At 52.0% G+C, this 15740-nt stretch carries 25 protein-coding genes; 2 read left to right on the top strand and 23 right to left on the bottom strand.

The genetic code is table 11. From position 1 onward, the window contains the following. The 7 genes from G0034_RS14030 to G0034_RS14060 form a co-directional block, all read right to left on the bottom strand. Nucleotides 1-678 (bottom strand): HK97 family phage prohead protease, encoded by a 678-nt coding sequence (locus tag G0034_RS14030; RefSeq protein ID WP_059453314.1) that lies wholly within the window; start codon nucleotides 676-678, stop codon nucleotides 1-3. A 17-nt stretch (nucleotides 679-695) separates the two neighbouring features. Continuing rightward, nucleotides 696-1970 carry a phage portal protein gene (locus G0034_RS14035; RefSeq protein WP_032624427.1) on the bottom strand — a complete coding sequence of 425 codons (1275 nt, stop codon included), beginning with the start codon at nucleotides 1968-1970 and terminating at the stop codon, nucleotides 696-698. Further along, the gene (locus tag G0034_RS14040) at nucleotides 1970-3484 is read right to left on the bottom strand and encodes a terminase large subunit (RefSeq protein ID WP_060578665.1); all 1515 of its coding nucleotides are present in this window, start codon (nucleotides 3482-3484) and stop codon (nucleotides 1970-1972) included. Before G0034_RS14040 ends, G0034_RS14035 begins: the two co-directional genes overlap by 1 nt. Before the next feature lie 6 nt (nucleotides 3485-3490). Further along, nucleotides 3491-3976, bottom strand: coding sequence for a phage terminase small subunit, hendrixvirinae-type (locus G0034_RS14045; protein WP_049121647.1), 486 nt, complete (start codon nucleotides 3974-3976; stop codon nucleotides 3491-3493). A gap of 182 nt (nucleotides 3977-4158) precedes the next feature. After that, nucleotides 4159-4362 carry a hypothetical protein gene (locus G0034_RS14050; protein ID WP_047362834.1) on the bottom strand — a complete coding sequence of 68 codons (204 nt, stop codon included), beginning with the start codon at nucleotides 4360-4362 and terminating at the stop codon, nucleotides 4159-4161. Beyond that, nucleotides 4362-4703, bottom strand: coding sequence for an HNH endonuclease signature motif containing protein (locus G0034_RS14055; RefSeq protein ID WP_058651208.1), 342 nt, complete (start codon nucleotides 4701-4703; stop codon nucleotides 4362-4364). The genes G0034_RS14050 and G0034_RS14055 overlap by 1 nt, the downstream gene beginning before the upstream one ends. Next, on the bottom strand, nucleotides 4700-5290 hold the full coding sequence (locus tag G0034_RS14060) for a hypothetical protein (protein ID WP_062676948.1): 591 nt from the start codon (nucleotides 5288-5290) through the stop codon (nucleotides 4700-4702). The genes G0034_RS14055 and G0034_RS14060 overlap by 4 nt, the downstream gene beginning before the upstream one ends. Before the next feature lie 165 nt (nucleotides 5291-5455). Here G0034_RS14060 and G0034_RS14065 point away from each other — a divergent pair, with 165 nt between their 5' ends. Beyond that, a complete protein-coding gene (locus G0034_RS14065; protein ID WP_112000974.1) occupies nucleotides 5456-5671 on the top strand; it encodes a hypothetical protein in 216 nt (71 codons plus the stop codon). 37 nt (nucleotides 5672-5708) lie between these two features. Here G0034_RS14065 and G0034_RS14070 read toward each other — a convergent pair whose 3' ends face one another. Beyond that, entirely contained in the window at nucleotides 5709-6011 is a 303-nt protein-coding gene (locus tag G0034_RS14070; protein WP_062676939.1) for a hypothetical protein, read from the bottom strand. An 11-nt stretch (nucleotides 6012-6022) separates the two neighbouring features. Beyond that, nucleotides 6023-7480 carry a glycosyltransferase family 2 protein gene (locus tag G0034_RS14075; RefSeq protein ID WP_179120981.1) on the bottom strand — a complete coding sequence of 486 codons (1458 nt, stop codon included), beginning with the start codon at nucleotides 7478-7480 and terminating at the stop codon, nucleotides 6023-6025. A gap of 71 nt (nucleotides 7481-7551) precedes the next feature. On the opposite strand from G0034_RS14075, the gene G0034_RS14080 reads away from it, so the two are divergent. Further along, nucleotides 7552-8139 (top strand): hypothetical protein, encoded by a 588-nt coding sequence (locus G0034_RS14080; RefSeq protein WP_148369445.1) that lies wholly within the window; start codon nucleotides 7552-7554, stop codon nucleotides 8137-8139. A gap of 8 nt (nucleotides 8140-8147) precedes the next feature. On the opposite strand, the gene G0034_RS14085 is transcribed toward G0034_RS14080, so the two are convergent. The 14 genes from G0034_RS14085 to G0034_RS14150 form a co-directional block, all read right to left on the bottom strand. Next, entirely contained in the window at nucleotides 8148-8336 is a 189-nt protein-coding gene (locus G0034_RS14085) for a hypothetical protein (RefSeq protein ID WP_148369449.1), read from the bottom strand. Further along, a complete protein-coding gene (locus G0034_RS14090; protein ID WP_179120982.1) occupies nucleotides 8287-8562 on the bottom strand; it encodes a hypothetical protein in 276 nt (91 codons plus the stop codon). Before G0034_RS14090 ends, G0034_RS14085 begins: the two co-directional genes overlap by 50 nt. Then, nucleotides 8559-9101, bottom strand: coding sequence for a glycoside hydrolase family 108 protein (locus G0034_RS14095; protein ID WP_062939319.1), 543 nt, complete (start codon nucleotides 9099-9101; stop codon nucleotides 8559-8561). Before G0034_RS14095 ends, G0034_RS14090 begins: the two co-directional genes overlap by 4 nt. Continuing rightward, nucleotides 9079-9384, bottom strand: coding sequence for a phage holin family protein (locus G0034_RS14100; RefSeq protein ID WP_049110993.1), 306 nt, complete (start codon nucleotides 9382-9384; stop codon nucleotides 9079-9081). Before G0034_RS14100 ends, G0034_RS14095 begins: the two co-directional genes overlap by 23 nt. Next, the gene (locus G0034_RS14105) at nucleotides 9371-9766 is read right to left on the bottom strand and encodes a phage holin family protein (protein WP_022648767.1); all 396 of its coding nucleotides are present in this window, start codon (nucleotides 9764-9766) and stop codon (nucleotides 9371-9373) included. Before G0034_RS14105 ends, G0034_RS14100 begins: the two co-directional genes overlap by 14 nt. Before the next feature lie 583 nt (nucleotides 9767-10349). Continuing rightward, nucleotides 10350-10928 carry a DUF1133 family protein gene (locus G0034_RS14110; protein WP_179120983.1) on the bottom strand — a complete coding sequence of 193 codons (579 nt, stop codon included), beginning with the start codon at nucleotides 10926-10928 and terminating at the stop codon, nucleotides 10350-10352. 13 nt (nucleotides 10929-10941) lie between these two features. After that, nucleotides 10942-11931 (bottom strand): DUF968 domain-containing protein, encoded by a 990-nt coding sequence (locus G0034_RS14115; RefSeq protein ID WP_179120984.1) that lies wholly within the window; start codon nucleotides 11929-11931, stop codon nucleotides 10942-10944. After that, nucleotides 11928-12644, bottom strand: a complete 717-nt coding sequence (locus G0034_RS14120; protein ID WP_353505765.1) for a phage antirepressor KilAC domain-containing protein — start codon at nucleotides 12642-12644, stop codon at nucleotides 11928-11930. Before G0034_RS14120 ends, G0034_RS14115 begins: the two co-directional genes overlap by 4 nt. 24 nt (nucleotides 12645-12668) lie before the next feature. After that, nucleotides 12669-13058 carry a RusA family crossover junction endodeoxyribonuclease gene (locus tag G0034_RS14125; protein WP_179120986.1) on the bottom strand — a complete coding sequence of 130 codons (390 nt, stop codon included), beginning with the start codon at nucleotides 13056-13058 and terminating at the stop codon, nucleotides 12669-12671. Next, nucleotides 13055-13378, bottom strand: a complete 324-nt coding sequence (locus tag G0034_RS14130) for a LexA family protein (protein ID WP_023338484.1) — start codon at nucleotides 13376-13378, stop codon at nucleotides 13055-13057. The genes G0034_RS14125 and G0034_RS14130 overlap by 4 nt, the downstream gene beginning before the upstream one ends. Next, nucleotides 13375-14034: an MT-A70 family methyltransferase gene (locus G0034_RS14135; RefSeq protein ID WP_179120987.1), complete on the bottom strand. Its 660-nt coding sequence runs from the start codon at nucleotides 14032-14034 to the stop codon at nucleotides 13375-13377. Before G0034_RS14135 ends, G0034_RS14130 begins: the two co-directional genes overlap by 4 nt. Beyond that, nucleotides 14034-14528, bottom strand: coding sequence for a hypothetical protein (locus G0034_RS14140; RefSeq protein ID WP_179120988.1), 495 nt, complete (start codon nucleotides 14526-14528; stop codon nucleotides 14034-14036). The genes G0034_RS14135 and G0034_RS14140 overlap by 1 nt, the downstream gene beginning before the upstream one ends. Then, on the bottom strand, nucleotides 14525-15451 hold the full coding sequence (locus G0034_RS14145) for a conserved phage C-terminal domain-containing protein (protein WP_179120989.1): 927 nt from the start codon (nucleotides 15449-15451) through the stop codon (nucleotides 14525-14527). Before G0034_RS14145 ends, G0034_RS14140 begins: the two co-directional genes overlap by 4 nt. Beyond that, nucleotides 15408-15620 carry a DUF4222 domain-containing protein gene (locus tag G0034_RS14150; protein ID WP_071788893.1) on the bottom strand — a complete coding sequence of 71 codons (213 nt, stop codon included), beginning with the start codon at nucleotides 15618-15620 and terminating at the stop codon, nucleotides 15408-15410. Before G0034_RS14150 ends, G0034_RS14145 begins: the two co-directional genes overlap by 44 nt. Nucleotides 15621-15740: the final 120 nt, after the last annotated feature.

Consider the following 15740-nt stretch of genomic DNA (forward strand, 5'->3'; position numbering starts at 1 on the left):
TTAATTACCTAAATTAGAAGGGAAAGATTTAATGCTCTGAAGCAGAGCTTTGATTTGTGCTTCGTTTCCGTCGCCCTCGGACTCGCTCCGAATCGCTGACTTAAACCGGGCTATTAACCCAACTGCCTGTGATTTGGTGAGCCCGACTGAATCCCTCAGCCAGTTCTCCACATCACGGATAGTTTCAATGCCATCGACACTTTTCATGGCTGCGATGCCAGCCTGTTCGTTGGCGGGGAAAGTGCAGACGCTGATTTCGCGCAGAGCCTGGATATTCTTAAAAATGCGGCCTGTTGGAATGATGGTGTAATCGTCTTTCGCAACTGAAAAGCCAACCGACATACCTTCAACCGTACCGTGCTGCATTGCCGCTTTCAGGTCGGCAGCGCCGCTGTGCCCTGGGGTAAGTTGACCGCGCACATAAAGGCCTTTTTCGTCTTCGGCCAGGCTGTCCCATTTACCAACCGGCAGTTCCCAAGTCTTGTGGTTGAAGAACATCGCCACTTTGCGGGTCTGGTTCGCCAGTGCGTTTTTAAACGCCCCGGGCAGAATGATGTCGCCATCTGAATCGGTGTTATTGAAGACAGAGGCGTAACCTTCGAAAATCCCCTGTTTCCCGTCACCGGTGAATTTGATTTCTGTCTCGTCGAAGGACAGCGTTTTTACGATCTCAGGCATTACGGCCCCCATAAAAATTAAGCCCCGTTATTACGGGGCTCTTTGTTGGTTCCTAAATCGGTGATCGGCACGTATTGCGACTGGCGCATAGCCACATCGCCACCCGGCAATGGCGGGAGGTTGTCCGTTCGTCGCATCTCGTTGATGGTGCGTAATCCTGCCTCTCCCATTGCCTTCATAAAGGCAGCGCGGGATGCCGAATCGCCCCTCAGAAGGCCGTCGAGATTGTGCTCAGCATGAATGCGGCCAACATCCTTAGCAGGAATAAGCCACCGCTGAATGCTGTTTTCCCACCGGGAGATATAGGGCTGCAGGGTGTACTGCAGGAAGCCGAGATTCTGCTGCTCGATGCCCGATCCCCAGCTCGTTGATTTCTCTACGTCGCCGACAAGGTGAGGCGGTACGCCAAAGAATCGCGCCAGTTCACTTACCTGAAATTTTCGGGACGCCATCATTTCGGCATCCTGCGGCGTTACGCCAATTGCCGATGTGGAAAAGCCCGCCTCCAGAATCCAGAGGCGTTTTTTAACCGGACCGCCGGCTATCTCTTTGAAGTTCTCTTCGACCTGCGAGCGCTGCTGTTCAGTCAGCACTTTTTCGCCGGTTGAGAGGATTTGCGGAGACTTGGCGCCGTTGGCAAAGAAATCTCGCTGCTGGTCCTCCATCGCAACTGCCACACCTGCCGATTTACAGGCAAAAGCAATGGGTGACAGGCCGACCAGCCCGGTAAAGCCGAAGCCTTTAAGGTGAAAAATCTCTCTCTGCGAAAAGTCGGCGTATTCGCTGTCGCGCTGATAGCGATAAACCACTTTTTTTCCGACGAGTTTCACATCCATATTGGCAGACTGAAGCGGGAGAAGGCTTATCACGTCACCCGCGCTGTTGCGGTCCACCAGTGCATACGCGTTACCGTAGAAACAGAGCTGCATCGTCATGGCCTCCCTGAATTCCTGGGCGGTCATGTACTGATTCGGTGAGTAGCGCAGCAGTCGCGCCAGCGGATTGCTCAAACCCACTTTTTTGCGGTTGTCATTCTGGTCTGTTTCGAAGACATCAAGCGGCAAGCATGCCGTGAGCGTTGAAATCAGGCTCACGCAGCGCCAAACCGTCGAAATTTGCAGTATCCGTTCATCGTTAATGGATGAATCGCCCAGGTGTCCGTGGGCCGAAACAGGCCCCGTCTGTGAGCCCTGATTTGGGGTGACTAAACGCCCGCCGACAAACCAGGACTGCAGCCTTGCCCACCAGCCGTTATTGGTGCGCAGGTCAATCGTGTATTTAGGTTCTTCCATCACATGCTCAGCGGTCGGAAAATGAAGTCATCGAAGTCACCACCCTGTTCGGTAACTTCCCCATTAGCAGCACCAACGGACATTGTCATTGCGACCATGCCATCAATACGGCCTGTTGCTTTGGACTTATCGAGCTTGCGGTTGCCAGCAGCATCTTTCACCACCACCGCATTCACAGCACACATCGTTAATACGGGGTGCATGCCATGCCTCACCCGCCCGTTAAGCATCAGAGACTCCAGCGTGTCTACAGCTGGCCCCATATCCTTAAAACCCTGTCCGAACTCGACCAGCGGGAGGCTCAGCCCAATGGCATCGGCATCCTTCCTGAACTGGTCAATGCGCCAGCGGTCAAAAGCCATCGAGGTAAGGTCGAAATCACCGATAATTTCAGCGATATCCGCAACGACAAATGAGTAATCCACTGAAGCGCCTGGCGTGGTGCGCAGCAGCCCCTCTCTAACCCAAACGTCATAGGGTGCGCGGTCCGTTTTGGTTCGCTCTTCAAGAGTCTTTTGCGGTGTCCAGAAGAAGGGGAAAACATCCCAGACACCATCATCTGCTTCACCAGCGATAACCAGCGCCGTTAAGTCGTTCCTGGCTGACAGATCCAGCCCCGCGTACCACTTCCTCGGGGTGTTAATCGGCATCTCTCCGCAAAGCTCCCACACACTGCGGGAGATAAACGGCGATACGGTAGACACTCGCTGATTGAGGTTGAGGTTTCGGAAGGTATTTTCGAAGCTTGGCATTCGGCCAGCTTTCTCAGCCTGGCGCGCCATGTCTTTTTCTGACCTGAATGTGCCCAGCGCCGGGTTCGCGGCCAGCCAGGACTCGCGTTTACTGATATCAGCGTCTTTTGGCGCTTCATAAACGTGGCACACGATGTGCGGGTCTTTCGATTTGACTGCATCATCAATCCAGATGCTCAGCAGGTCGGCGTCATTTGCTGCCTGCGTACTGATAACAACCAGCAGCGGGTTCTCATGCGCCCCCTGCGCGGTAGTTATTGCATCGATAAAATCATCCTGCGGCCCCCTGACCTGCCCGGTTTCATCGAGAATGGCCAGAATGGGGGAAAGGCCGTGCGTCGTCTTACCTTCTGCGGATAAAGCCTTGTATTCGACGTTACACGGCAGGCCGATCAGCTTTTTACCGCTCGGCGTAATGTGCACAATCTCCTGCAACTTAGGGTTCAGGTTGACCATCTTCACCGCGAGGTTAAAAACGATGGCAGCCTGTTCCCGGCTAAGTGCACCGCTGACAATCTGCGTGTTCTGGACCGCTTCAGGCCCCACCAGGTGAGCCAGCAGGATTCCAGCGATTAAGCCTGTTTTACCGTTTTTTCGGGCGATGCTGAGGATCGCCATATCCGTTCCGGCTGGATTGTCGTAAACCGCCAGGATGAAATCTTTCTGAAAGGGGTCCAACCGCATAGGCTGGCCGATAAGCTTGCCTTCCGGCACGATGCAAAAGCGCTCAATGAACGCTATTACACGCTCACCTCGCGTCATAGTCTTTTATCCGTGCTTGGGAAAGGCGATCAGGTTGTCGTCCTGGTCCTGATGCTCGGTTTTGGTGTTTCGTGCATCACGATCATTCTGATTGCGTTTCTTCTGGTCGCGGCTTTCGCCGTTGGTTGCGTGGGAATGGATCTGGAGGTCACGGCGCTGGGCCAGAATAGTTCGCTGTAGCTCAACAATTTGTTTGCGGAGGTCTTTGATAAGCCCTTCGTCGCGGCCCTCTCCGCGTGTTCGCTCTTCTTTGCGTAAATCCTTACGTAAAACCGTTATATAGAGCTGGTTATTTGCCAGTTCTACAGCGGCCAGAAGGTCGGCCGGCGTCCAGCTGTCCAGAGCTTTTGATCTGATATTGTCATGCCAGAATGGTTCGGCTTTTTTTTCCAAACCTGCATGGGACGGAGGATCGATGGTGTCCACTGCTGCATTTTTCATAGCCTGAACCGCTGCCGCCGAACTGTCGGAACGGGTTCGTTTATCTGCCATATGTCAACACCTTAAAACTAAAAAAATCGGGTTAGCGTTAAAATCAAACTTTGGCGGCGGTCATTTGGGGCAAAGGTTTTGAAGATTTGATCCCCCCCTGCCCTGATGCGATTCATTCTCATTTGATATCGTTGCATTTGAAATGATTTCACATAATTGGTAATCGACTTGCCGCCGCCGCGCTATGCCGAATGTTTGTCTACCTGTTCGAGTTTCTGAGTGCCTTTCCCACGCCCGGAGACAACATGCCCTGAGACGGTCACTGTCGGCACCTCCTGCCCTACAGCGTGCGAGAACTGAATGGATGTCACGTTCTTCATCTCCACGCCATCAATCGCCAGCTGAACAAACTTACCGTCGCGATATTCAATGATGAGGTCTTTCATTACGTGCTCCAGTGAGACGCAGGATCGAGCGGGTAGCCGTTGGCATCACAGCCTATTACCGCGCCGCTCTTCTCCATTCTCTGTTTCGTTGAGTCATGATGCGCTTTGCACAGTGGCTGCCAGTTCTCTTTACTCCAGAACAGGAGTTGTGCTTTCGATATGGCCAGCGCGTTACCTGACTTAAGCGCATCTTTGAGTTTGTGGGGCTCGATATGGTCAACCACCGTTGCTGGGGTAATGCGCCCCTGCTGCTCGCACATCACACATAGTGGGTGCTGCTGCAGGAAACGCAGACGGGCCTTATCCCATCGGCTGCCATATACGCGGGGCTCTTTGTTCATGCCAGTCTCCATGCGCGGCGGCGTTCCGTCCTCGGCTCGTTGTCAGGGTGACGCTCAACCGTCGGGAGGTCAGCGTGATCCACCAGCGAGTAACACGGATACACCACAGCGCCGCCATAGGCATCACCCACGGCATAATCGGCAGGCTTGCTGCTGTCCCACCGAGCCAGCACACGTTCAATGTGTTGCTGTGGGACGCTGTAGCAGACACCGTGTATCAGTCGCGACAGCGTGATGTAGTCAGACCGTGTCTTATCAGCAACAATCAGCCGTTCGGCTATCTGCATTTGATACTGAGGTGGGCGGCCGGTACCGAGATAAAAGCTCAGCATGTAGTCAGGGAAGCGCACCAGCCAGTCAGTCACCTTATCGGTGAAACCCTGCACAGGAACCGCGTCGTCCTCACACACCACTACCCGGCATGGTTGGCAGGTAGCCCATTCAAGTGCACGGCGATGGTTAGCATTGGCCCCACCGTCGCCTTCATCAATTAGAAGATGGGCACTGATGCTTAAAGCCAGCGCTTCCGCCTGTTGCCGACGGGCGTGATGGCCTACAACGCAGAACTTAAACTCTTCAGCCACCAGCAAATCTCCATAAAAAAAGCCGCACGATGGCGGCTACTGTCTATATATCAGGGTGTTGCTTCGTTTTAACCCTGGTTAAGGTAAGCATTCAGCCCGTCAGTGGTGGGACACTGGCGCATTCAACGCGGAGGGATGGCTGATTACCTCTCAGCAAAAGGATATGTTATGTCTAATCATGAAATTAAGGTTAAACCCAAAGCAAATACAAAGAGCTTCGAGGAAGTTAATGAGGAATTGGCCAGATTGAAGTTTGTTGTCGGAGTTCTACTTGCTAAATTTCCACCACTCCAACGCAATGAATTCATCAAAGATTTGGAACGGTTCGGTCTGAAAGAAGAAGCGGCTCTTTATTCGCACTTCAACCCTCAACCTGAACAATAAACTGTTCACATGTACAATTTAGGGACTGACCACCAGCTTAAGTTACATTAATTTCACCTTCAAAAACTTTAGCGGTCTGCTCTTGGGCCGCTTCTACAAGCTTCGATACCACAGCTTCGGCATGAAGCGTTGCGCGCTGCTTGTAACCTTCAAGAGTGAAGTCTGCCGTAATGTCTTCACGATAAGGCACAGTCAGCATTGTTTTCTTATCGAGTTGAACTTTGACATCACCGCCAATTGTCTCAACTATTTTACAGCCCAGCCCTTCTGCTGAAGAGTAACCATCAATTTTGAAACCTACAGACTTTTGAGTCGGAAACTCAACCATATACGAAATCATAAGACCTCCTGTTATTTATGTTTCCACCAGGCGCACTCTGTGCCGATACCATCAGTTTTGAAAACAGTGTGAACCAGAGGGCCGGTGACCAGCCTGTCAGCGAATGATTGCGCAACAATACCGAACGCCAGCATGTCACCCACCGCAGCGCCAGCCTGTTCTTTCTTCCAGAAACGATAACTCTCGATCCGGTAGTAAAGACGGATAATGCCGTGAGCGAACGCCATTACATCAGTGCGGGTGCCACCCAGCAGGCCAGCGTTAAGCATCACATCGTTGCGGTGCGCTTCGATGAACTCCTGATAGATACGCTCAGGATGATTCTGCTTTGCCCATGCGTCGGCGTATGTCTTCGGTTCTGAACCGACATAAACATTACCGCTCTGCATTTCTTCCCACGGTGCGCGAAGCATTTCGACATCGGTCCCATCAGTACACCAGACGAAACGGTATTCAGGATGATCTCGCAGATGCTGCCAGACGTGCAGCCAGCGCCGGAAATAGACATTCATCTGCACGTCAGGGACGCGGTGAAGTTCAACATCTGCCGGGGCTGTCTGCAGTTCATCCACCAGCGTGATACGGCCGCAATTCCGAAGCGATGAGGCCCATTTAGCCAGCATGTCAGGAGAGGCGGTCATTTTCGTACCGCGCTGAGGGTCAGGCTGGCTGGTCAGTAACGTAGTGATAACCACGTCGCGCTGACGCCGATATTCAACGTAACCGGTAAAGCCGGTATCACGTCGTGCGTTGTGGATCTTCACATTACGTTCCACCAGCGCCTGGCGGTCGGGCCTCGGTACCGAACGCTCCACCGCTTCATGCTCATCAAGAGAATGAATCAGCTTTTCTGAACCGACGACATCAGCGTAAGCCCACGTCGTGAGGCCAGCGTTATGAATCCGCAGGGCGAGGTCGCTGTGTTCGTACATGCCGCGACCGTAAACCGGATCGAATCCGCCCACCTTCTCGATGGCGCTGCGGTGGTAGTACAGCATCACGCCGCGCTGCCCGGTATACGCCACATGCTGATCGTCACGGTATAGCACCGAAAGGTCATTCAGCTTATTGCGGCCAGCCAGATCGAGAAACTGATAAGCCAGATGCGGCTCCGGTGATTCGATGTAAGGGAGGTGCCAGTTATCTGCGATGGGCCAGGCGTCATCATCCCACAAGAAAAGATGCTCGCACCCGGCATCCATCAGAGCTGACAGGCTGGCATTCTTCGAAGCAACAATGCCGAGTGATGTTTCATGTCGAAGCAGCTGCACGCCGTTGGTAACTAACGCTGCAGGTTTTGAACCATCATCGACAACAACCAGCAGCGCTCCGGCTGGCAGGTGTTTCATGTGCTGTTCAAGCGCTCTTTTCAATACGTCGGCGCGCTGGTGTGTCGTTATTGCAATCCCAATCCACGATGAAATGGCGCAGGCAGGCGCATACGGAACACCATCAATAGTGACCTGCATATAAACCTCATTGAATAATGTTAAATGAAGCGCTAATTTGAATGCACTTATCTATCTTCAAAAAGTGGTGAATGAAAATGGATCTTGCTCCAGCCAAGAAAGAGTTAAACAGGGCAAAACGATGTATTGAGCGTATGAAAGCGGCAAAATCATATGATGAGTATGATGAGGCATGGAGTGATTTTTTAAGCCGAATTGAAAACATTTTCAGCAGGATTAAAGTTGCCGCTGAACCTCACAAGAAATACCCATCATTCTCATCTAGAGCAAATCATCTTCGTGCTACAGATAGTTTGCTTATCTATCTCAAACAGGCACGTAATTCTGTCCACCATGGAATTGCAGATATTTCCAAGTATGTTTCCGGTGGATTTGGCATAAATCCTGCCATACCAGGAGGCATACTTAATCTTGATTCATTAAGCATTGATGAAAATGGTAATGTTAATATTGTATCCAGTTCACCCATCAGAATTGATGTTATTCCTGGTTCAGTAGAGGCCATTCCATGCAGAAATAGAGGCGTTACCTACAACCCTCCGAACTCACATTTGGGTGAAGACCTGAAAAGTAAAAACCCTATAGATATAGCTGAATTAGGAATTAAATTTTACGAATCATACCTTTTAAGTGCTGAAGAAACGTTTCTTAAAAAATAGATTTCAGCTTAATGCTTTAAATTAGATGCATGGCAGTTCGCCTGCCACGCTTTGTTATGCGCCAGGATGTCTTTCTTCGTCTGGCGGTCCATAACGTCGATGTCGTGATCGGTCAGGTAGATTGGTTTTACCCAGTCACAGGCAGTATCAACCACCACCGGGACGCTTCCACGTGTTACGCAGCTCGCGATCAACATCGTCATCAGGCATGCGGTTAACAGTCTGCTGTACATGGCTGGCCTCTTTCGTTGCTTCTACCCGGCGTTCGGCTACAGCTTCAGTGGCTGCGGCTTTTTCTTCGGTATTTTGCTTCTGAAACTTCGCTTCCGTTTTTGTTGTTCCTGAAGCATGACCAAAGCCGAAAGCAGCAGCTATAGCACCGAGAACAGCAACAGCCAGTCCAATAATCAGTTCCATAGTCATATGGCCACCCGTTCCCTTACCCATCCGTAAACAAACGTCTCATTAGCGCTGCGCTGTTCTGCCAGTTCGAGATAACGCTGACCCTGGCTACAATTCAGGGCCCGAAGCATAACCAGCTCACCCTCTTTTCCTCGCCGGGAAAGATAGCTTTTTAACGCGCTGATAGTTCGCGGACCAATAAAACCATCTGCAATCAGATCGGGATAGAGCGCGCCCTGAATGTTGAACACGTTAAGCCAGCGCTGAAACCATTTGGTCTGAACCGATGGGCCCATGTTAACGCCGGTATCGCACAGTTCTGCGGCGATGGCTGGAGATACCTCAGAAACAAGATCGAAGCGTGGACCTGTCCAGTAGTCAGCAGTCAGGATATCCAGCGCCTGTTGGCGGGTCAGGTTTCGCATATCCCCGGTGAATCCGTGGGCGCGAGCTACCGCTTGTGTGATTCCCCAGTTAGTTGGGCCGCCCTTATCGTCAGGGTGATTAACGTAGCCGCCCTCTTTACCGAGGATGGCATTAAAAATTTCGTCTTTGGTCATGCGAATGCCTCAGGACGTCAATGATTCGTGCTACGTTTCCCCGAGCCCAGAGAACGGCGGCGCATATCAGGACATTCACCAGCACCACGAACCAGTGCGATTCATGGTACAGGCCGAACAGGTAACGGAAAGGGACGCTGGCGTATACCAGCACCGTGAAATAAGCCATCAGCGATATCAGAGGGCGATGTCTCGCCCCGCCGCGCTGGTAGAACATCAGTGCAATAACGATAACAGCAGAGATAATTGCGTTTGCCATCGCACTCGGATCACTTGTTACCATTGCTGGCCCCTCCACCACGTAAACGCGAGAGAATTCCAAACAGGCTACCCAAATCCTGACTGTTGACGAACGTCAGCAGCTTAATAGCAATAGCGGCTACGATTACCGCGCCCAGCGCATCAAGTGGCCTGTCGCTATACCCCGTCCATTTGGAGAAGTAAGAGCCAAGCAGTGGCGCGCCGATAACGCCGAAGATGAATGAGGTGATGAAGTAGCCCACCAGCTTAAGGCGACTGATATTAACCGCCGTAGCGACGTAGAACACCGCACCAGCGAATGCGCCAAACACCACACCGTAATCTATGCCGGTTGCCAGGCCGAACATGCTGGCCCCCATCAGACCACCAGCCGCTACTGTCGTGCCAGAAACAGGATCGGACATCTAGTCCCCCTCTTATTGCCGTGAATCCTCTCAGTGATGAGGGGAATAAAAAAAGCCCGCTTTTGAAGGCGGGCTAATGAGTGACTATTAGTAAGTAAGGTAGGTAGTCGTGAGTCTTGCTAACTGACCTGAGTGAGACAGTATCGGGCTGGTTCACAACGGTTCAGGAGAACCATCAGGCAATTACCTTCAACACACATTTCAAGCGTAGCAGCAGTTTGCAAATTCATAAAAAAAGGCCTGCTTTTTACGGCAGGCTCTCAAGGAATTTGAAACTGTATTGTTGTTGTCATGGTGCCGGGTGCCTCCCGGTGACTCTACCCCAGTCAGCAAAGCCGCGCGCATACCTGCAGATAGCAGTTGACTGGAACGCCCTTTCGCTTAGAAAGGATTCACCACAATAATAAGTTACGTCTAATCCATTCTAGCGGTCAATACATCATCGCCATGAGTCCTCTCAGAACGAGGGGAAACAAAAAAGGCCACCCGGAGGCAGCCCTTAAAATAAAAAACCCGCAGCAGTGGCGGGTTTATGTTTTGATTTGTTGCTCAGTACGCTTTACTGTCCCGAGCCTACCACAATTTAAGCACTTTCTTGCTCACTATGCAACTTAAATCTGTCGCTATTTGTGCCAAACGCGTCACAAAGTGGAGCGTACAGGATCGATTCTGCTAAACTTACCCATGTGTCGATTCGGCGTCGGCATGTGATAAGTGTCCAGTCAGGGTGTTTTGCATTCAGCTCGTTGGCCATCTGCAGTTTGCTCTTACGCAGCCGGTGACGGTCAACAATTACGCCATACAACCCACGGTATTCATCATTCATCAGGATAGAAGCAATAACACCATCCACCTTAAGGCCCTCTTCGTCGGAGCAGAACACCAGGCCGCTTTTGTTTTTGCTGTCGAGTATTTCACGCAGATAAGCTTCCAGTTCAGGTTTAGTGATGCCGGATTTCTTCATGCGGCGAAGCGCATCGTTGATAGCGGTCTTTGTGATTTTCCCCGATGCCAGCAGCTGGTTGAACATGTTTCCACCAGAGCCGCCACCGATATAAGACCAGCGGCCCCACATACGGAGCTTACCCTGTACCCAGATGCTTTCGAGAGTGCGAAGGCGAACCATCTCGCCGGATTTGCCAACTTCTGAAGGATTGATCATGTTGCGTCTCCACTTACGCCAGTGCGCCGATTGCCAGCGCACGATCTAAAAACCGAAACAACAGCACCAACTGGTCGCCGTGCTTCGCTTCAAATGCCACAGGATCAGCGTGCAACTCATCGTGATGCGCTCTGCACAGCGGTATCACAAACAGGTCATGCGCTTTGGTACCCATTCCACCCTGCCCGTGGCCTATCAGGTGGTGGGGGTCATCTGCCGGGTTATTGCAGCAACTGCACTGCTGCGACTTCACCCAGCGGGTGTACTTATCGTTCTCCCAGCGGCGGCGCTTTGGCCTCAGCATGAAAGATTCCGGTGATTCAGGGTCTACCTTAACGGAGACAACCCTCTTCACCTTCTCCTGGAGGATTTCAGTCGCCGGTAACGAAGGAACAATGTCGCTGTCCCGCATCACGGAACTGTGCTTTTCTGGCTTAATCCTTAGTGCCTGGCTCGCCACAGATTCAGGAATCAAGTCAGCCAAATCGTTGCGTACCATCCACCAGCAGAACTCCGGCAGCGTCAGGGTGTGGTCAGCGCTAAAGCCCAGCATAATATTCACCCTTTCGAGTAGCCATTTTACCAGGTTCTGCATGGCAATTCCTGCCAGTCTTTCAGTGGTTTGTTCACGCAACTGGTTATCGCAACCCCAGCACAGGCGAATGCTTCCTGGGGCGTGACGCATTACCGTAAAGTCCTTTGAGTGCCATTCGTTGTGCGGCCACTGACATTCGAATTTACGTTCCAGCCAGGCATCAAGGCCACTCAGTCCACCAGCACGCTGAATAACTCTCTCATTCAGGAAAAGCCCCCTCATACTGACATCATCTGTCAGTGGCTGGTGCGCTTCCGGAATAAGACCTGATGGCAGGTGCTGGATTGCTTCGGAAGGCGTTTCAATCACAACACGGCCACGACGAAACAGCCATAGCAACTCGTTACCTGGGCGGAACAGTACCACCCCGGAAATTGGCGCAACTTCAGGTGTCAGTATGGCTCTCACGCAATTTGCCCCTTAGCGATATGTTCAGCCCACAGGCCGCCGATCCAGCGAACCCCCTTTGCTGTAAAGCGCGACTGATTGAATGCGTAGTTGGTCTGGTTGGTTGTGCCGGTCTTAACTTCAAAGCGCCCTGCTTCGATGTGTTTGCTCTTCGGAGTAAGCACGCGGTTTAACCGGTACATGATTCCGTTCTCAATGAGGAACATCGCGAACTCTGGCTCTTTGGCATTAAGAAGCTTGGCAACCTGCCGGAACGTCATTGAGCCAGTGGCCTTGACATAGCGATCAACAAATTCTGCCTTGGGCGCTGCTATAGCCAGTTCTTCACTCAGGCGTTGCTTCTGCTCAGCAAGGTCGGCGGCAAGGCGGAGTGCTTCAGGGAGTGTTTGCGGTACCGCCATTCCTGCCCCGCTCTCAAGTTCCTGCCAGCGGTCAACTAGACGGGCGGTAAACTCCGGGCACAGCTGGGCGACGATTACATAGCTATCTCGCTTGTTAACTTCGTAGTAGTGGTAAACCTGCTGGTTCTGTGGATGGGTGTACTGCATTGCAGCATACCCCCCAATTACGCCCGAGTTCATCAGCCGCTCGATGGTCACACACACATTGCTGTGCCGAGAGTCGACCAGCTTTGCAATCTCACGGCTGGACATTGTTATCTGCTGCCCCATCGCGGCTGCGTGGTGAGTCGGGCACATTACGGTGATATTCATCTGATTCATGCTCTTCTCCACTTATCAGGCGGCTGCACCCGCCAGAGGTTCATGTTTCTTGATCGATATCTCTACTCGTCCACCAGGTACTTTCGGGCCCCACTCCACCAGCATTCGCTGCACCTGGCTGTCATCCTCCCAGATGCCAGCGTAAGTAAGCGCGTCAAACAGAGCCTTGTTGTAGTTGTCGATATCGCGGCGGCGTGCATCTGGTGGAAAGAGAAGTATCTCCACCGCAGCTGGTGACGTTGATGGTTTTGGAAGGCAACGCAGTTGCTCAATAATCGCTGCGCATGCCGCACTCTGATATGCCCTGCCTTTCGCACTGATAAGATGGCGGCCTTTTAACGGCCCCTTATTCGGGGCTCGCCAGTAGGTGTTTACGCTCGGAGGGAACGGGAGCACCAGTTTCATACAGTCACTCCCTGTTTTTTCAGCCATTCAACAGCGTTAACTCTTGCCTTGTCTCCACCGGATAACAGACCTTTAATGATCGCTACCGGATCAGCATCCAGTTCTGTTTTGACGACGGTAATGCCCCTGGCAGCGCCAGGAGCAATGGAGAGGTAACCTTTTTTCTTTAGCGCCTTCACATGCTCAGCAGCTGCGTTCTGCGATGAGCAACCAATCAGTTCAGCAAGCTCTATCAACGTTGGTGGAAAGCCAACTTTTTCAATGTGAACCTTGATAGCTTCATAAACTTCATTCTGACGCGGCGTTAATTCAGGTTTCATGCGGCGCGCTCCTGTTGTTTTTCCATGGGAACGGCAACTGCCGGTATAAGCTCAACAGCTGGTAATTCAGATTGATTTCCCCAATGGTCCCAGCCTGGCGCACCGCAGCGGCTGAAGAGTTCGATGCGCGGAACGTCACCGTACAGTTTTTCAAGACGGTGACGCGCTTCCCATGGCTTTTGGCTATGCTCGCCGAGTGGGCTGTAAATAACCTGCTTGATGCTTGCGCACTGCCGCTCAAGTCCATTTCCCCTGGTGGCTATCAGCAGGTCTTCAGTATTGGCTCGGGTGTAGTTGCCACCGTTCATGCGGGTCTGCGTGTTCAGCAGGTCGAGGAAGTCGTAAAAGTCCTCCACACGGCCAGACTGGAGTGCTTTGTTGATGTGCTGCTCTGCCAGCGGGTTGAACTTAACCCAGGTGAAGCCCTTCATGGTGCGGACCTTAAATCCCCATGCTTCAGCCAGCTCAATGGCTTCGCGGGTATGCGTACCGGTGAACCACATAGCCAGAACAGCATCATCGGCAGCAAGGTCCCAGATCGGAAGACGCTTCATGTCGATAAGCTTCATTGTGCCGTAGTGGTTAGTAGCCGCGCCGTTGCTGACGGTGTTGCCATATTCCCAGGCTGGGTCAGCGTAAATCAGAGAGTATTTCATCAGACGTTCCTCGCTCGGCCAGCCAGACACCAACCATCACCGGTTGTTTTAACCCTCGGCGCCATATTCAGGCAGCGCTTACGCTCTTTGAGAATTTTTGCTCGCACGGTTTCGTTCTTTGAGCGATTGAATGCCTCCATCAGAACGGTAGCTGCACGCAGATAAAGCCCCTTGTCAGATAGCTCTTTAGCCTTGTCCATCATCGCAATGACAGCTGGGTTTTGTGCGGCTTCCTGCTTTGGCTCAGGTATTACTTCTGCTTTCTCAACCGGCATCCGTGGGATGATCGGACCAATAGGACCTTCCGGCGCTTTCGCGTAGTAACGGAAGTTATGGCGTTCGCCTTTGCGCTCAGCACGATTAAGCATGACAAGGCGACATACAGCACGCTGAACACTGTGCAACGCATACTCCGGCAGTGCTGCAGCGATCTCTCTGTTCGTCAGCCCAGGGTTATTGGCAACGAACAACTGAATTGTTTTGAGAAAGCTCATGAGTTAGCTCCTCTGAAACCGTTAGGGACTTTGCTGTAGTCAGTGTTCTGGAAGCTGGAACGGAAAACGCCATCTTCTCGGGCCCACTCTCCGTTGACGCGAGGAGGACGCCCAGCTTTGGCCCAGCTGTTGGCTGACTTCAGGTAGCCAGGAAATTTTGTTGGCTGGAAAAGAGTCTGTGGGCGAAGGTAAGCCGACATAGTGAGGTCTTCGCTCCACTTCGCGTTGCAGTAATCCACCACCAGCGATAACTCTTCAACGGTGTAACCTTCCCCGATTCGGGCACGAATGTTTTGCAGCGAGGTTGTTGAAACCTGATAACGCGAACTGGTTACCTGGTTCAGATGGGTCAAAACCTGTTTAGCCTGATCGGTGATCAACACATCACCGTCTGGTTGCGGCGCAACCGGACAAATAGGTTTTTTAATATCTGTAGTATTCTCTGTTGTATTCTCTGTAAGAACATCAGTGCAATTTGACCTGATGAGAGCGGTTCGTTTTGACCTGATGGAGCGTTCCACTTTGACCTCTTCCATCGGTTCATTTTGACCTGATGGAAGAGTGCAATTTGAACTCTTCGATTTAGTCACTTTGACCTCATCTAAAAGCTCGCTTTCGTAGTTGATCGTGTAGTAGTTCGTCATGTCGCGCTGAGACTTGTTCAACTGCTCAACTTTGAGCACGCCGAGGTTCTTCAGGCGGGTGAATGTGCGCTTCAGCGTAGACTCTGACCAGAACGGGAACTGCTCCAGCCACTGCTCGTTGGTGTTGTAAATCCAGCGCACGCCGTCACGCTCCAGTCCGGAGGTGGTTTCTTTAAGCCAGTAATTAACCTGCTGCAACGCAATAGCCTCGTTCAGGCCAATGCTGTATGCAAGGTCAGGGTTTATCACTATCGGCCGGGATGGCATCAACAGGCTCATGGTCGTCCTTTAACTCTGTAAATTTACGCTGGAATTGCTCAAGAGGGCTGAAGCACTCATGATCGTACCCTTCGCGAAGGTATATAACGCGTCGAGTCTCGGGCTCCCATCTGATGACGCGGACCGGGACGCCGTAGTGGTCTTTGAATCGCCGGTTAACTTCAGCCATTCTTCACGCCCCTTCTCGTTCATCTGAGCAAAAGCCTCTACCATCGCGTTCTCTGGCTGGTAGTTGTTCTCACCAGGCTGGTCGTTTAATCTCTCCACATAGCCGAACGGGGAGTCTTTT

The sequence above is a fragment of the Enterobacter sp. T2 genome (genome assembly GCF_010692925.1).
Lineage (GTDB): Bacteria > Pseudomonadota > Gammaproteobacteria > Enterobacterales > Enterobacteriaceae > Enterobacter > Enterobacter kobei.

Coding starts and splice junctions, on each gene's coding strand:
- G0034_RS14080 (WP_148369445.1), top strand. CDS start 7,552: ATGAAAATGGATCTTGCTCCAGCCAAGAAAGAGTTAAACAGGGCAAAA.
- G0034_RS14095 (WP_062939319.1), bottom strand. CDS start 9,101: ATGACCAAAGACGAAATTTTTAATGCCATCCTCGGTAAAGAGGGCGGC.
- G0034_RS14070 (WP_062676939.1), bottom strand. CDS start 6,011: ATGATTTCGTATATGGTTGAGTTTCCGACTCAAAAGTCTGTAGGTTTC.
- G0034_RS14030 (WP_059453314.1), bottom strand. CDS start 678: ATGCCTGAGATCGTAAAAACGCTGTCCTTCGACGAGACAGAAATCAAA.
- G0034_RS14135 (WP_179120987.1), bottom strand. CDS start 14,034: ATGAAATACTCTCTGATTTACGCTGACCCAGCCTGGGAATATGGCAAC.
- G0034_RS14045 (WP_049121647.1), bottom strand. CDS start 3,976: ATGGCAGATAAACGAACCCGTTCCGACAGTTCGGCGGCAGCGGTTCAG.
- G0034_RS14100 (WP_049110993.1), bottom strand. CDS start 9,384: ATGGTAACAAGTGATCCGAGTGCGATGGCAAACGCAATTATCTCTGCT.
- G0034_RS14140 (WP_179120988.1), bottom strand. CDS start 14,528: ATGAGCTTTCTCAAAACAATTCAGTTGTTCGTTGCCAATAACCCTGGG.
- G0034_RS14085 (WP_148369449.1), bottom strand. CDS start 8,336: ATGTTGATCGCGAGCTGCGTAACACGTGGAAGCGTCCCGGTGGTGGTT.
- G0034_RS14090 (WP_179120982.1), bottom strand. CDS start 8,562: ATGACTATGGAACTGATTATTGGACTGGCTGTTGCTGTTCTCGGTGCT.
- G0034_RS14120 (WP_353505765.1), bottom strand. CDS start 12,644: ATGAATATCACCGTAATGTGCCCGACTCACCACGCAGCCGCGATGGGG.
- G0034_RS14035 (WP_032624427.1), bottom strand. CDS start 1,970: ATGGAAGAACCTAAATACACGATTGACCTGCGCACCAATAACGGCTGG.
- G0034_RS14150 (WP_071788893.1), bottom strand. CDS start 15,620: ATGGCTGAAGTTAACCGGCGATTCAAAGACCACTACGGCGTCCCGGTC.
- G0034_RS14130 (WP_023338484.1), bottom strand. CDS start 13,378: ATGAAACCTGAATTAACGCCGCGTCAGAATGAAGTTTATGAAGCTATC.
- G0034_RS14105 (WP_022648767.1), bottom strand. CDS start 9,766: ATGTCCGATCCTGTTTCTGGCACGACAGTAGCGGCTGGTGGTCTGATG.
- G0034_RS14145 (WP_179120989.1), bottom strand. CDS start 15,451: ATGAGCCTGTTGATGCCATCCCGGCCGATAGTGATAAACCCTGACCTT.
- G0034_RS14075 (WP_179120981.1), bottom strand. CDS start 7,480: ATGCAGGTCACTATTGATGGTGTTCCGTATGCGCCTGCCTGCGCCATT.
- G0034_RS14110 (WP_179120983.1), bottom strand. CDS start 10,928: ATGATCAATCCTTCAGAAGTTGGCAAATCCGGCGAGATGGTTCGCCTT.
- G0034_RS14055 (WP_058651208.1), bottom strand. CDS start 4,703: ATGAACAAAGAGCCCCGCGTATATGGCAGCCGATGGGATAAGGCCCGT.
- G0034_RS14050 (WP_047362834.1), bottom strand. CDS start 4,362: ATGAAAGACCTCATCATTGAATATCGCGACGGTAAGTTTGTTCAGCTG.
- G0034_RS14040 (WP_060578665.1), bottom strand. CDS start 3,484: ATGACGCGAGGTGAGCGTGTAATAGCGTTCATTGAGCGCTTTTGCATC.
- G0034_RS14065 (WP_112000974.1), top strand. CDS start 5,456: ATGTCTAATCATGAAATTAAGGTTAAACCCAAAGCAAATACAAAGAGC.
- G0034_RS14125 (WP_179120986.1), bottom strand. CDS start 13,058: ATGAAACTGGTGCTCCCGTTCCCTCCGAGCGTAAACACCTACTGGCGA.